12 protein-coding genes are annotated in these 12,714 nt (G+C 67.6%); 5 read left to right on the plus strand and 7 right to left on the minus strand.

Features of this window, described 5'->3' with window-relative positions; translation table 11 throughout:
* A partial coding sequence (locus P6144_RS05745) for an acyl-CoA dehydrogenase C-terminal domain-containing protein (RefSeq protein WP_277766788.1) occupies positions 1–402 on the plus strand: 402 nt, incomplete at its 5' end.
* 16 nt (positions 403–418) lie between these two features.
* Here P6144_RS05745 and P6144_RS05750 read toward each other — a convergent pair.
* From P6144_RS05750 to P6144_RS05760, 3 genes are all read right to left on the minus strand, one after another.
* A complete protein-coding gene (locus P6144_RS05750; RefSeq protein WP_277766789.1) occupies positions 419–2,017 on the minus strand; it encodes a hypothetical protein in 1,599 nt (532 codons plus the stop codon).
* 101 nt (positions 2,018–2,118) lie between these two features.
* A complete protein-coding gene (locus tag P6144_RS05755) occupies positions 2,119–2,418 on the minus strand; it encodes a hypothetical protein (protein ID WP_277766790.1) in 300 nt (99 codons plus the stop codon).
* Between the two features lie 7 nt (positions 2,419–2,425).
* On the minus strand, positions 2,426–3,466 hold the full coding sequence (locus P6144_RS05760; RefSeq protein WP_277767403.1) for a glycerophosphodiester phosphodiesterase: 1,041 nt from the start codon (positions 3,464–3,466) through the stop codon (positions 2,426–2,428).
* A gap of 95 nt (positions 3,467–3,561) precedes the next feature.
* On the opposite strand from P6144_RS05760, the gene P6144_RS05765 reads away from it, so the two are divergent.
* A complete protein-coding gene (locus P6144_RS05765; RefSeq protein ID WP_277767404.1) occupies positions 3,562–4,473 on the plus strand; it encodes an XdhC family protein in 912 nt (303 codons plus the stop codon).
* Positions 4,460–5,104, plus strand: a complete 645-nt coding sequence (locus P6144_RS05770) for a nucleotidyltransferase family protein (protein ID WP_277766791.1) — start codon at positions 4,460–4,462, stop codon at positions 5,102–5,104. The genes P6144_RS05765 and P6144_RS05770 overlap by 14 nt, the downstream gene beginning before the upstream one ends.
* On the opposite strand, the gene P6144_RS05775 is transcribed toward P6144_RS05770, so the two are convergent.
* The 4 genes from P6144_RS05775 to P6144_RS05790 form a co-directional block, all read right to left on the minus strand.
* Entirely contained in the window at positions 5,073–6,281 is a 1,209-nt protein-coding gene (locus tag P6144_RS05775) for an ABC transporter permease (RefSeq protein ID WP_277766792.1), read from the minus strand. The two genes, P6144_RS05770 and P6144_RS05775, sit on opposite strands and share 32 nt — an antisense overlap.
* Before the next feature lie 133 nt (positions 6,282–6,414).
* Complete coding sequence (locus tag P6144_RS05780) at positions 6,415–7,143, minus strand: ABC transporter ATP-binding protein (RefSeq protein ID WP_277766793.1); 729 nt, start codon at positions 7,141–7,143, stop codon at positions 6,415–6,417.
* Positions 7,130–8,566, minus strand: coding sequence for an efflux RND transporter periplasmic adaptor subunit (locus P6144_RS05785; RefSeq protein WP_277766794.1), 1,437 nt, complete (start codon positions 8,564–8,566; stop codon positions 7,130–7,132). The genes P6144_RS05780 and P6144_RS05785 overlap by 14 nt, the downstream gene beginning before the upstream one ends.
* Positions 8,556–10,031, minus strand: a complete 1,476-nt coding sequence (locus P6144_RS05790) for an efflux transporter outer membrane subunit (RefSeq protein WP_277766795.1) — start codon at positions 10,029–10,031, stop codon at positions 8,556–8,558. Before P6144_RS05790 ends, P6144_RS05785 begins: the two co-directional genes overlap by 11 nt.
* A 168-nt stretch (positions 10,032–10,199) precedes the next feature.
* On the opposite strand from P6144_RS05790, the gene acs reads away from it, so the two are divergent.
* Both acs and P6144_RS05800 read left to right on the plus strand, forming a co-directional pair.
* Positions 10,200–12,143 carry an acetate--CoA ligase gene (gene acs, locus P6144_RS05795; protein ID WP_277766796.1) on the plus strand — a complete coding sequence of 648 codons (1,944 nt, stop codon included), beginning with the start codon at positions 10,200–10,202 and terminating at the stop codon, positions 12,141–12,143.
* Positions 12,140–12,649 carry an O-acetyl-ADP-ribose deacetylase gene (locus P6144_RS05800; RefSeq protein ID WP_277766797.1) on the plus strand — a complete coding sequence of 170 codons (510 nt, stop codon included), beginning with the start codon at positions 12,140–12,142 and terminating at the stop codon, positions 12,647–12,649. Before acs ends, P6144_RS05800 begins: the two co-directional genes overlap by 4 nt.
* Positions 12,650–12,714: the final 65 nt, after the last annotated feature.

The following is a 12,714-nucleotide window of genomic DNA, read 5'->3' on the forward strand; positions in this document are numbered from 1 at the left end:
GCCGACCTGGTCGGGCGCAAGCTGTCGATGGACAATGGCGGAACGCTGTTCGGCCTCCTCGCCGAGATGCGCGAGGATGCTGAGGACACCGGCCTTATCAACCTGATCGACGCCTGCGAGGACGTGGCACGCAACCTGCTCGCCAGCGAGGCCGACGACCGGCTTGCCGCCAGCTATCCATTCCTGACAATGCTCTCCACCGCGGTGTGCGGCTGGCTGATGGAAGCCTCGGGTCGCGCCGCCGCGCGCGGCGAGGGGGACCCTGCCTTCCGCAAGATGAAGCAGGCGGCCACAGCCTTCTACGTCACGCAGATCGTCCCCGAAGCGATGGGGCTCAAGCCTGCCGCAATGGCCAAGGCGGAAATGCTCTACGCGATCGATGCCGAAGGCTTCGCCGCGTAGAGCTTCCCCCTTTAACTCATTTGCCCACCGGCCCCGAGGTTGCCGTCGGCGACGGGGTCGGGGTGCGGGTGGGCAGCGGCACGCGATCGCTGATCGCCCACATCGAATCGGTCTTGAGCAGGCCGTTGAAGATGCGGTCGCTCTGCTCGAAGATGTCGAGCGGGCCCGGGCCGGGATTGGCGAGATAGCTCGAATTGCCGTTGGGTGCCGCGGCGCGGTGATGGCAGTTCATGCAGTTGGTGCGGATCGGATGATCGGCCGCCAGCTCGATATAGGGGTTGTAGGCGACCGGCCAGGTCGTGCCGCGGGGCACCGCCGAGATGCCATAGGTCGAGGTCATCAGATAATGGCGCCACGGCCCCGGCGCCTGCGCGGCCGGAATGTTGGGCCGGTTGGCGGCATAGGGGCCGGCATCAGGCTTGTCATGCCACCAGACCGACTGGAAGGTCCACGCCCCCTGCTCCTTGGTGATCATGTGCATCGCGATCATCACCAGCTGGTCGCCCGGCTGGAACATCCGGCCATAGGCCCAGTAAGCCGAGGCATCGAGGATCGCGCGGTCGCATGCGTCCATCGTCGTTAGGTCGGGCGTATAGTGGTAGAACTGGTCGGTCCCGACCACCGGCGCGCCCTTATAGACGTTCGGCCCCAGCGGCAGCGCATGCCACTTCACGCCGTGCAGGAAGCTCACCGATGCGGGCACCACCTGCGCCTGGGGCGTGGTGGTGAGCGCCACGGCGCGCGGCCACATGTTCATGTTCTCATAGCCGGCATATTGGCCGCGGTCGCTCTGCTGGTCGTCCCACACCGGCAGCGCGACGAAGCCGCCCTTGGGCACCGGCCACATCATCGGCTTGAGCACGATCGAATCGCTCGGCATCGCCGGGATCTCGGCTTGGCCCTGGCCCTGGGGCAGCATCGCCTGGAGCGTGGCGCTCTGGTAGAGCCCCTTGCCGCGGATCCAATCATAGGCGCCCTTGTTGTAGGTCACCCCGGCGACCATGATATCGCCGTTGTTCTCGAAGGTCGGCCCGTCGGCGAGCGTCTGCAGCGACGATCCGGGGCCGGGCGGCTGGATGCACTGCGTCCTGGCGTAGCGCTTCAACACCTCGGCCGGCAGCGGATATTCGGGCGGATATTTGAAGTTGATCGGATCGGTGCCGTTCAGGAACTTGCGGACACGCATCGGCAGCGTCGGCGGGCCGGCGAGCGTGCCGCCGATCAGCGTCGTGCCATCCTCCGCAGTGATCGTCGCGCTGGGCGTGGGGCTCGGCAGCGGCGTGTTGCCGGCGTAGGCCTGGGTCGAGGTGCACCAGCTGCGCCACACCGGCTCGCTGCCCGCCGGGCTGTTGAGCGCGGCCCAGAGATACCAGCCATGCGTGCGCGCCCGCGCCTCGTCGCGCGCGGCCACCCATTTCTCGATCGTCCCCGCCGGCTGCGGATAGTCGAAATTGGCGGGGATCGGCGCCGGGTTGACGCAAACCTGCGGCGCGGCGCCGGCGGCGGTACCCGGCCCGGGCTGCTTCTCGGTACAGGCGACGATGCCGGCAAGCAAAGCTGCCACGGGCAGCAGCAACAGCGCCGGATTGTTCAGGCGCGCATCGAGTATAGCCATGGCATCCCCCTGCCGTTGGATGCTGCGCAACATACGCGCTTCGAGGGAATATCTTGCAGGCTATTGAAGCCGAATTGGTTTAACCTGGAGCAAAGCGCCGATCAGTTGTAGCGATTGCCGCCCGGGTCGGCGCGAAAGCCATTGTTTGCGCTGCCGCGGCAGCGCTCGTCCTCGGGATGCTTCTTGCAGAGCTTGCGCAGCTCCTTGCCCTCGCGCGCTTCCTTCTCGCGCATCTTGCGGCCGTAGTTGCGGTCGCTCTCGTCCTGGCTGGTCGTTGCCCAGTCGGCCGCCTGCGCGCCTGCCTTCACCGGCAGGGTGACGACGTCGACCATGGTCTTGGCGATGCAGCCGCCGCTGAGCAGCGGCAGCGCCGCAACGAAAGGCATCAGAAACCTACGCATAAAATCTTCATCCCCCGGCGTGCGCGCGCGACCTCGCCGCCGCATCCCGCGCTTCTACACCAATATAGGGGAAATCGGTGAAGAAACCGTCCACGCCAAGACCGAGGAAATACAGGATTTCTTCTTTCAGGCGACCATGTTCCGCCGGATTTGCGCCGGAGCGGTAGCTGGGCAGGAGGAAGAAGTTCTCCGCCCGGAACGTCCAGGGATGCAGCTTCAGCCCCGCGGCATGCGCATCGGCGATCAGCGTGGTGGCGGGGCCGCTCACCGGCTGGATCATCGTCAGCTCGGGGCCGATGCCATAGGCGTAGGCGGCAATCGCCTTCAGCCCTTCGGGCGTGGTCATCGCCTTGTAGCTCTGTTGGGCATGGTCCGCCGGGCCGCCGATCCCGGCCATCAACTGGATCAGCCTCACCTTGGTCATCGTCCTGAGCCGCTTGAGGTTGTCCACCTCGAACGACTGGATGAACACCGGCGCATCGGCGCGGTCCCAGCCCGCTGCCTTGAGCGTGTCGACCAGGCGCTGCTCGAGCGGCAGGCCGATCGAGGCGAAATAGGTCGGATGCTTGGTCTCGGGATAGATGCCGATCGTCCGGCCGGTCTCCTTTGACGCCTTCTTCGCGAGCGCGATCACCTCGTCGAGCGTCGGGATCTCGGCCTGGCCATCGTACTTCGTGTTATCCGGACGCAGCTTGGGCAGGCGCTCCTTCGCGCGCAGCGTCTTGAGTTCGGCGAGGGTGAAGTCCTCGGTGAACCAGCCCGTCATCATCTCGCCGTCGATCGTCTTGGTCGCCTTGCGGGCGGCGAACTCGGGATGGTCCGCGACATCGGTGGTCTCGGTGATGTTGTTCTCGTGCCGGGCGACGAGCACGCCGTCCCTGGTCGGCACCAGATCGGGCTCGATGAAATCGGCGCCCTGCTCGATCGCGCGGCTATAGGAGAGCAGCGTGTGCTCGGGGCGCTCCCCGCTGGCGCCACGATGCGCGATGACGATGGGCTTTTCCGGATGCATGGCATGACCTTGCCCCAGCGCGGCGCCCGGCACCATCAGCAACAGCGCGGCAATCAGCGATCTCGTCACGAAACTCTCCCTTCGTTACGGGGTTGGGCCTAGGCTGCTCATGTGACGGTTGCGAGGCGATGATGGCGGATAATGACAGCGTGCTCGCGGCGGCCCGCGCCTGGAAGGGCGAACGGCTGGCGCTGGCCACCGTCGTATCGACCTGGGGATCGGCGCCGCGGCCGCGCGGCAGCCACATGCTTGTGCATGCCGATGGCCGGTTCGAGGGATCGGTGTCGGGCGGCTGCGTCGAGACCGACATCCTGCAGACCGCCGCCGAGGTGATCGACGGCGCACCGGCGACCGTGCGACACTATGGCGTCGCGGACCCGGCGGCCTGGGAAGTCGGGCTGCCTTGCGGAGGCGAGATTTCGGTGCTGGTGCAGCCAGTGTCGGACACCGGCTTTCCTCCCGCGCTGTTCGACGCGATCGATGCGGCGCGCGCCCGCGGGGAATCGCTCGATATCGGCACGGACCTGGCCAGCGGCCGCTCCGCCGCCGGCCCGGGCGCATTCGTCAACCGCTACGATCCGCCGCGCCGGCTGTTGATCGTCGGCGCCGTCCAGATCGCTCAGGCGCTGGCAGGCCTCGCGCGCGAGCTGGGCATCGCGACGACGATCATCGACCCGCGGGAGAGATTCCTCACGCCCGAGCGTTTCCCCGGCGTGATCCTCGACGACCGATGGCCCGACGAGGCCGTGACCGCCCTGCAACCCGATCCCGCCACGGCCGTGGTGACGCTCAGCCACGATCCCAAGATCGACGATGCCGCGCTGATCGCCGCGCTGCGCGCGCCGGCCGGCTATGTCGCCGCGCTCGGGTCGCGCAAGAGCCACGCGGCGCGGCTGGAAAGGCTCGCCGCGCTGGGCTTCTCGGATGCCGATCTGGCGCGGATCGAAGGGCCGGCCGGGCTCGCCATCGGCGCGATCGGCCCGTCCGAGATCGCGCTATCCATTGCCGCAGCCATGGTGAAAACCTTCCATGCTCAAGCCTGACCAGGTCGCCCTGATCCTCCTCGCTGCCGGCCGCTCGCGCCGGTTCAACGACGGCGACAAGCTCGCCGAACCGTTCCTCGACAAGCCGCTCGCCTATCATGTCGTGACCGCGCTCTCGCACCTCCCCTTCAAGGCGCGGATCGCGGTGGTCTCGGATACCGCGCTGGACTTTGCCGCGCTCGGCTATGATGTGGTCGAGAACCCGGATCCCGCCGCCGGCCAGGCGCGCTCGCTTTGCCACGGAATCACCCGCGCCATCGAGCTGGGCTGCGACAATGTGCTCATTGCACTGGCGGACATGCCGCGCGTCACCGCCGCGCATATCCGCCGGATGATGGATGCCGCCGACGGCAATGCAACGATCGTCGCCTCCTCGGACGGCGTACGGCCGATGCCGCCGGCCCTGTTCGGCAAGGACCTGTTCCCCGAACTGCTCAGGCTCGAAGGCGACGAAGGCGCCCGCGAACTGATCAAGCGCGGGCATCATGTGATCGCCCCGCCCGCCGAACTGGTCGATATCGACACACAGGACGACCTGCGCGAGCTGCGCGAACTCTATGGCCTGCGCACCGACGGGCTGCCCGAGCAGCCGCCCGCGCTCATTCGTGACGTAGCGCGTCGATCGGATTGAGGCTCGCCGCGCGCCGCGCCGGGAAATAGCCGAACACCACGCCGATGATCGCCGAGATCGCAAAGGCGATCACGTTGATCTGGACGTCGAACAGGAAGGGCAGCGAGCCCAGCCACGACATCAGCGCCACCGCCATCTGCGCCAACAACAGCCCGATGATGCCGCCGAGCATCGAGAGCACCACCGCCTCAACGAGGAACTGCATCAGCACCTCGCTCGCCACCGCGCCGATGGCGAGGCGGATGCCGATCTCGCGCGTACGCTCGGTGACCGACACCAGCATGATGTTCATGATGCCGATGCCGCCGACGATCAGGCTGATTCCCGCCACCGCGGCAACGATCTGGGTGAGCAACGTCGTGGTGCCGGTGAGCGTCTGGCTGATCTGGGCGGTGTCGAAGATGTTGAAATCATCTTCCTTGCCGCCCGTTATCTGGCGGCGCTGGCGCAGCAGATCGGTGATCGAGGACTGGATCTGCGCGCTTTCATAGTCGGGATCGGTACCGACCAGCATCAGGCGGATGTCGCGGTTGCCGGTGAAGCGGCGCTGGACCTGCTTGATCGGCATGATGATGACATCGTCCTGGTCGCCGCCGAAACCGGCCTGGCCGCGCGTCGAGAGCACGCCGATCACGTCGCACGAGACGCCGTTGACGCGGATCCGGTCGCCCACGGCGCTGCCGCCGCGGAACAGGTTGGTGCGCACGGTCCCACCGATGATGCACACCGCCTTGCCCGCCTGCTCCTCGATGCCGTTCCAGTAGCGCCCCTCGACCAGCGGCCAGGGCTGGACCTTGAAATAGTCACTGGTGGTGCCGTTGATCGTCGTCGACCAGTTGGCGCCGTTATAGATCACCGTCGCGGTCGACTGCGCCTGGGGGGCGACAGCGCTTACGCCGGTAATCTGCTGGCGGATCGCCTGGACATCCTCTTCCTTGAAGTCCGGCGGGCGCGGCCCGCCGCCGCCGCGGCCGAAGCCCTGGCCCGGGCGGATCTGGAGGATGTTTGTGCCGAGCGCCGAGATCTGCTGCTGCACCGCCGCCGTGGTCGCCTTGCCGAGCGTGACCATGGTGACCACCGCCGCGACGCCGATGATGATGCCGAGCGCGGTCAGGATCGAGCGCAGCTTGTGGCGCAGGATCGAGCGGATCGCGAGGATGAAGGTGGTGCCGAACATTACTTCTGCTCCCCTTCCGCTTGCGGGAGGGGTCGGGGGAGGGGCTGAACGGATACGGCGAGAGACAGGCCCTCCCCTAACCCCTCCCGCAAGCGGAAGGGGGGCAAGAAGGGCGAGAAGGCAGCGCGCGCACTCATGCCACGACCTCCCCCTGGTGGTGGCTCGCCTCGATCCGCTCGACCAGCCCGTCCTTGAAATGGATGATCGTGCGCGCGAACGCCGCCATGTCGGGCTCGTGCGTGACCATCAGCACGGTGATGCCGCTCGTCTTGTTGAGATCGGTGAGCAGCTGCATGATCTCCACCGAGCGCTCGCTGTCGAGATTGCCGGTCGGCTCGTCGGCAAGCAGCACGTCGGGATTGGTGACGATCGCCCGGGCAATCGCGACGCGCTGCTGCTGGCCGCCCGAAAGCTCGCCGGGGGTGTGATCCCACCACTCCTTCAGCCCGACCTTGTCGAGCGCCGCCATCGCCGCCTCGCGCCGCTCCTTCTTGGGATCGCCGCGATAGAGCAGGGGCAGCTCGACATTCTCCAGCGCCGAGGTGCGCGCGAGCAGGTTGAAGCCCTGGAAGACGAAGCCGAGATACTTCCGCCGGAGCAGCGCCCGCTGATCGCGCTCGAGCTTCTCGACATGGACGCCCTTGAACAGGAACTCGCCCGCGCTCGGCACGTCGAGACAGCCCAGGATGTTCATCGTGGTCGACTTGCCCGAACCCGACGGCCCCATCACCGCGACGAAATCGCCGGCGTTGATATCCAGATCGACGCCCTTCAGCGCCTGGAAGGCCGTGGCGCCCGCGCCATAGGTCTTCACGACCTTGCGGAGCTGGATCAGCGGCGCGCCCGCATCACTGGCCGCCACGCTGACCTCCCGAACCGCCGCCCGAGCTGCCGCCCTGGCGCCGCTGACCGCTCTGGCGCTTCTGGCCCGAGCCGTTGCCGGCGAGCTGGCCGGTGATCACCTTGTCGCCCGGCTTCAGATTGCCGCCGGTGACTTCGGTGACGCTGCCGTCGGTGTCGCCGGTGGTGACCTCCACTGCCTGCGGCTTGCCTTCGGCATCGAGGATATAGACGGTCTGCGTGCCCGCCTGGCCGCCCTTGGCCTGCTTCTCGGCACCGCCCTGCCCGGCTGCGCCGCGGCGCCTGCCGCCACGCGGCACCAATGCACCGGCGATCCCACCAGAGCTGCTCGCGCTCGGGCTAGGCGTCGCAGCCGGCGTGAAGCGCAGCGCCGCATTGGGCACGAGCAGCACGTTCGGCTTGGACTTTGTGACGATCTCCGCCGTCGCGGTCATGCCCGGGCGGAGCTGCTGGTCGGCATTGGCGACGCTCAGCATCGCTGCATAGGAAACCACGCCGGTCGAGGTGCTCGACGTGGTCGAGCTGCTGCTGCTCGACGAGGACGAGGTGGAAACGGTCTGGTTCGAGCCGAGGTCGACGCGGGTGATCGTCGCCGGGAAGGTCTTGCCCGGGAAGGCATCGACGGTGAAGCTCGCGAGCTGGCCTTGCTTGACCGAGCCGACATCGGCTTCGTCGATCGCGACTTCGAGCTCCATCGACGAGAGATCCTCGGCGATGACGAACAGCACCGGCGCATTGAGCGAGGACGCCACCGTCTGGCCCGGCTCGATCTGGCGGACGAGCACCACGCCGTTGACCGGCGAGCGGATGACTGCCTTTGCGCGCTGGGTCTTGGCCGTCGACAGCTCGGCACGCTGGGCGACGACATTGGCCTGGCTCGAGCGCAGCGTAGCGACCGCGCGCTGATAATCGGCGCGCGCCTGCTCCATCTCGACCTTGGCGGGCACCTTGCCGCCCGACAGGCGGCTGACTTCCTCGAGCCGGTTGAGATTGGCCTGGTTCTGCGCCACCGTCGCCTGGTTCTGCGCCACCAGCGCTTCCTGCGCGGCAAGCTGTGCGGCGCTCTGCTTGATCTGGTCGTCGAGGTTGGCAGTATCGAGCAACGCGAGCGGCTGGTCCTTCACCACCCGGTCGTTGACGTCGACCAGCACGGTGCGGATCAGGCCCGAAAGCTCCGAGCCGACCTGCACCTCGTTGGTCGGCGCCAGCTTGCCAGTGGCCGAGACGGTGACCGTCAGGTTGCCGCGATCGACTTGCTCGGTGGCATATTTGGTTTCCTTGCTGGTGCCGAACAGGTTCCAGGCGAGCAGGACCACCAGCAGCACGCCGATCGCGATGAGGCCCCATTTCAGCCAACGGCGCCACCACGGGCGCGGCGGCGTGCCCAGGAAATCGTCGAGATTCTGGTTGGGATCAGTTGCCATTGGCGGTGCTGCCTGTCGTCGGAGCGGTGGGGGTCTTGCTCGCGTCCCAGCCGCCGCCCAGCGCCTGGTAGAGCTGGATCAGCGCGGTCGCCTCGTCCGAGCGGGCGGAGACGAGCCCGTTGCGCGCGGAGATGAGGGCGGACTCGGCGGTGTTGAGCGTGGTGAAGTCGGTGAGGCCCGAGCGATATTGCATGCGCGCGAGCAGCGCCTGGTTGTTCGAGGCATCGAGCGCGGTCGCGAATTCCTGCTGGCGGCGCTGGGCCACCTGCAACGCGACGATCGCGTTCTCGATATCCTCAAGGCTGGTCAGGACGGTGGACTTGTAGGCAAGGAAGGCGCCGTCCGCAGCCGCCTCGGCCGAGCGGACCTGGCTGGCGCGCCTGCCGCCGTCGAACAGCGTCTGGGCGATGTTGGCGAACAGGCGGCCGGTGATCGTGTCGAAGATCGCCGAAAGCGCGCTGCTGCCCGAATCGATACTGCCGCCGATCGACAGCGAGGGATAGAGCTGGGCGGTGGCGACGCCGATATTGGCGCTCGCCACCGCCAGGTTGCGCTCGGCGGCGCGCACGTCCGGCCGCTGGCGCAGCGCATCGGCGGGGATGCCCGCGGCAACTTCGGCCGGCCCCTTGGGGATCGGCTTCACCGCTTCCATCTCGGCCTTGAGCGCGCCCGGCGCCTGGCCGGTCAACACACCGAGGCGCGAGACCGCGCTGTTGTAGCTGGCTTCCAGCGTGGGGATGGTGGCGGCGAGCTGCGCCCGGCTGGCGCGCGCCTGCTCCTGGTCGATCGACGAGACCAGCCCGGCCTGGACGCGCCAGCCGGCGATCTCGAGATTGTCGTCGGAGATGGCGAGATTGTCGCGCGCATTGGCGAGCTGCGCCTGCGCCACCCGGGCGAGCACATAGTTGCGGGCAGTCTCGGCCTCGACCGAGATCAGCACCGCCGCATAGTCGAAGCCGCTCGCTTCATAGCTTGCCCTAGCGCCTTCCACGCCGCGGCGCACGCCGCCGAACAGGTCGACCTGGTAGCTGGCGTCGAGGCCGAGCGAGAAGCTGGTGCTACCGCCCTGCGAGAAGCTGGTCACCGTGCCGTCGGGCAAGGTGGTGCTGGTGGTGCCGCCGCGCAGCGGCTCGCTGTGCGACACGCCGCCCGATGCGCTGAGGCTGGGGAACAGGTCGGCGCGCTGCTGGACCAGCGCCTCGCGCGCCTGGCGCAGCCGCACCACCGCCTGCGCGACATCAAGGTTCGCCGCCTGGGCGCGCTGCACCAGGCTGGCGAGCATCGGGTCGTCGAACTTGGTCCACCACTGGCTCAGGTCCTCCTGCGCCTTCTGCCCGGCGGGCACCGACCAGCCATCGGGCACGCCCAGCTCGGCGGCGGCGCGCGGATGATAGTCCGGACCCACCGAACAGGCGGCGAGCGGCAGCGCGAGCACCAGGCTCAGGGTTAGCGGACGGTTGGCCATGGCCCTCTAGATGTTTCGAGGACCGTTTCAGTTCCAGCGAATTATTGTCGCAATATGTCTCGAAGCCAGGAGAGATGGGGATCGGAGCGGTGCCGGAATGGATTCAGCACTTGGCCTGCGCGCCTCGCTTGGGCAGAGAGGCGCAAAATTGCGAGGGAACCTGAAGCGATGAGCGACACCGTCAGCATACACCCTGTTCCCGAAAGCTGGGCGCGCAGCGCCAGGGTGGATGCCGAGGGTTACGAGAAGCTCTATGGCATGAGCCTCGCCGATCCGGGCAGCTTCTGGCTCGAGCAGGCGCGCCGGCTCGACTGGATCAAGCGCCCCGAGATCGCGGGCGACTGGTCGTTCGACGAGGCCGATTTCCGGATCAACTGGTTCGCCGACGGCAAGCTCAACGTCGCTGCCAACTGCATCGACCGCCACCTCGCCAAGCGCGGCGACAGCATCGCGATCATATGGGAGCCCGATGCGCCCGAAGAGGCGCCGAAGCGCTACACCTATCGCCAGCTCCATGCCGAGGTCTGCCGCTTCGCCAATGTGCTGAAGGCGCAGGGCGTCCGGAAGGGCGACCGCGTCACCATCTACATGCCGATGATCCCCGAGGCGGCGTTCGCGCTGCTCGCCTGCGCGCGGATCGGCGCGATCCATTCGGTGGTGTTCGGCGGCTTCTCGCCCGAGGCGCTGGCCGGGCGCATCACCGATTGCGACTCCTCGGTCGTCATCACCGCCGACGAGGGTCGCCGCGGCGGCAAGAAAGTCCCGCTCAAGACCAATGTCGATGCAGCGGCGGCGCACGTCACCTGCCTCGAAAAGGTGATCGTGGTGCAGGCCACCGGCGGCGACATCCCGATGCAGGAAGGCCGCGACCTCTGGTATCACGAGGCAGCGGCCCAGGCGCCGGCCGAGTGCCCGGCCGAGCCGATGGGCGCCGAAGACCCGCTGTTCATCCTCTACACCTCGGGATCGACCGGCAAGCCCAAGGGCGTGCTCCACTCGTCGGGCGGCTATCTGCTCTGGGCGAGCATGACGCACGAGCTGGTGTTCGACTATCGCCCCGGCCAGATCTACTGGTGCGCCGCCGATATCGGCTGGGTCACCGGGCACAGCTACATCGTCTATGGCCCGCTCGCGAACGGCGGCACCACGCTGATGTACGAAGGCGTGCCCAACTGGCCCGATGCCAGCCGCATCTGGCAGGTGGTCGATCGCCACCAGGTCGAGATTCTCTACACCGCTCCCACCGCGCTGCGCGCGCTGATGAAGGAAGGCGACGACTATGTCGCCAGCACCTCGCGCAGCTCGCTCAAGCTGCTCGGCACCGTCGGCGAGCCGATCAACCCCGAGGCCTGGCGCTGGTATTATGACGTGGTCGGCGAGGGCCGCTGCCCGATCGTCGACACCTGGTGGCAGACCGAGACCGGCGGCCACATGATCACCCCGCTGCCCGGCGCGACTGCGCTCAAGCCGGGCTCGGCGACCAAGCCCTTCCCCGGCGTCGACCCGCAGATCGTCGATGCCGACGGCACCATCCTGCACGGTGCCACCGAGGGCAATCTCGTCATCGCGCGCAGCTGGCCCGGCCAGATGCGCACGGTCTGGGGCGATCACGAGCGCTTCTTCCAGACCTATTTCACCACCTATCGCGGCAAGTATTTCACCGGCGACGGCTGCCGCCGCGATGGCGACGGCTATTACTGGATCACCGGCCGCGTCGACGACGTGATCAACGTCTCGGGCCACCGCATGGGCACCGCCGAGGTGGAGAGCGCGCTGGTGCTGCATCCCAAGGTGGCCGAGGCCGCGGTGGTTGGCATGCCGCACGACATCAAGGGCCAGGGCATCTATGCCTATGTCACGCTCAACGCGAACTGCGTGGCGGACGAAGCGCTGCGTGCCGAGCTGATCAAATGGGTGCGCACCGAGATCGGCCCGATCGCGACGCCCGATGCCCTCCAGTTCGCGCCCGGCCTGCCCAAGACCCGCTCGGGCAAGATCATGCGCCGCATCCTGCGCAAGATCGCCGAGGGCGACGTCTCGTCGCTCGGCGACACCTCGACGCTCGCCGATCCTTCGGTGGTCGACGATCTCGTCAAGAACCGCGTGGGATGAGCGAGTCACGCATCCGCGTGATCGAGGGGGACATCACCGCCCTCGCCGTGGATGCGATCGTCAATGCTGCGAACAATTCGCTGCTCGGCGGCGGCGGGGTGGATGGCGCTATCCACCGCGCCGCCGGGCCCGAGCTGCTCGCCGAATGCCGCACGCTCGGGGGCTGTGCGACCGGTGATGCCAAGCTTACCCGCGGCTACCGGCTGCCCGCCGGCCATGTGATCCACACGGTCGGCCCGGTCTGGCATGGCGGCGCGCATGGCGAGGCGGCATTGCTGGCCAGCTGCTATCGCCGCTGCTTCGAGGTCGCCCGCGCCAACGGCTTCACCACCCTCGCCTTTCCGGCGATCAGCTGCGGCGTCTATGGCTATCCGATCGACGCCGCGACCGAGATCGCCGTCGCCGAAGCCCGTGCGGCGCTCGCGCTGGACTCCGGGCTGGAGTTGACCTTCGCGACCTTTGGTGACGCCATCACCACTGCCTATCGGCACCTTATCGACCGCTGAATCCCGTTGCGAGGGCAATTCGCCGGCGTTACACCCCGCTAATACAGTCTATCTGTTTGGGGTAC

This window comes from Sphingomonas sp. HITSZ_GF (assembly GCF_029543155.1).
Lineage (GTDB): Bacteria > Pseudomonadota > Alphaproteobacteria > Sphingomonadales > Sphingomonadaceae > Sphingomonas.

Excerpts from the sequence above, each read along its gene's own strand:
- P6144_RS05770 (WP_277766791.1), top strand. The coding sequence starts at position 4,460 with ATGCTCAAGCCTGACCAGGTCGCCCTGATCCTCCTCGCTGCCGGCCGC.
- P6144_RS05800 (WP_277766797.1), top strand. The coding sequence starts at position 12,140 with ATGAGCGAGTCACGCATCCGCGTGATCGAGGGGGACATCACCGCCCTC.
- P6144_RS05790 (WP_277766795.1), bottom strand. The coding sequence starts at position 10,031 with ATGGCCAACCGTCCGCTAACCCTGAGCCTGGTGCTCGCGCTGCCGCTC.
- P6144_RS05760 (WP_277767403.1), bottom strand. The coding sequence starts at position 3,466 with ATGGTGCCGGGCGCCGCGCTGGGGCAAGGTCATGCCATGCATCCGGAA.
- P6144_RS05755 (WP_277766790.1), bottom strand. The coding sequence starts at position 2,418 with ATGCGTAGGTTTCTGATGCCTTTCGTTGCGGCGCTGCCGCTGCTCAGC.
- P6144_RS05785 (WP_277766794.1), bottom strand. The coding sequence starts at position 8,566 with ATGGCAACTGATCCCAACCAGAATCTCGACGATTTCCTGGGCACGCCG.
- P6144_RS05765 (WP_277767404.1), top strand. The coding sequence starts at position 3,562 with ATGGCGGATAATGACAGCGTGCTCGCGGCGGCCCGCGCCTGGAAGGGC.
- P6144_RS05775 (WP_277766792.1), bottom strand. The coding sequence starts at position 6,281 with ATGTTCGGCACCACCTTCATCCTCGCGATCCGCTCGATCCTGCGCCAC.
- acs (WP_277766796.1), top strand. The coding sequence starts at position 10,200 with ATGAGCGACACCGTCAGCATACACCCTGTTCCCGAAAGCTGGGCGCGC.
- P6144_RS05750 (WP_277766789.1), bottom strand. The coding sequence starts at position 2,017 with ATGGCTATACTCGATGCGCGCCTGAACAATCCGGCGCTGTTGCTGCTG.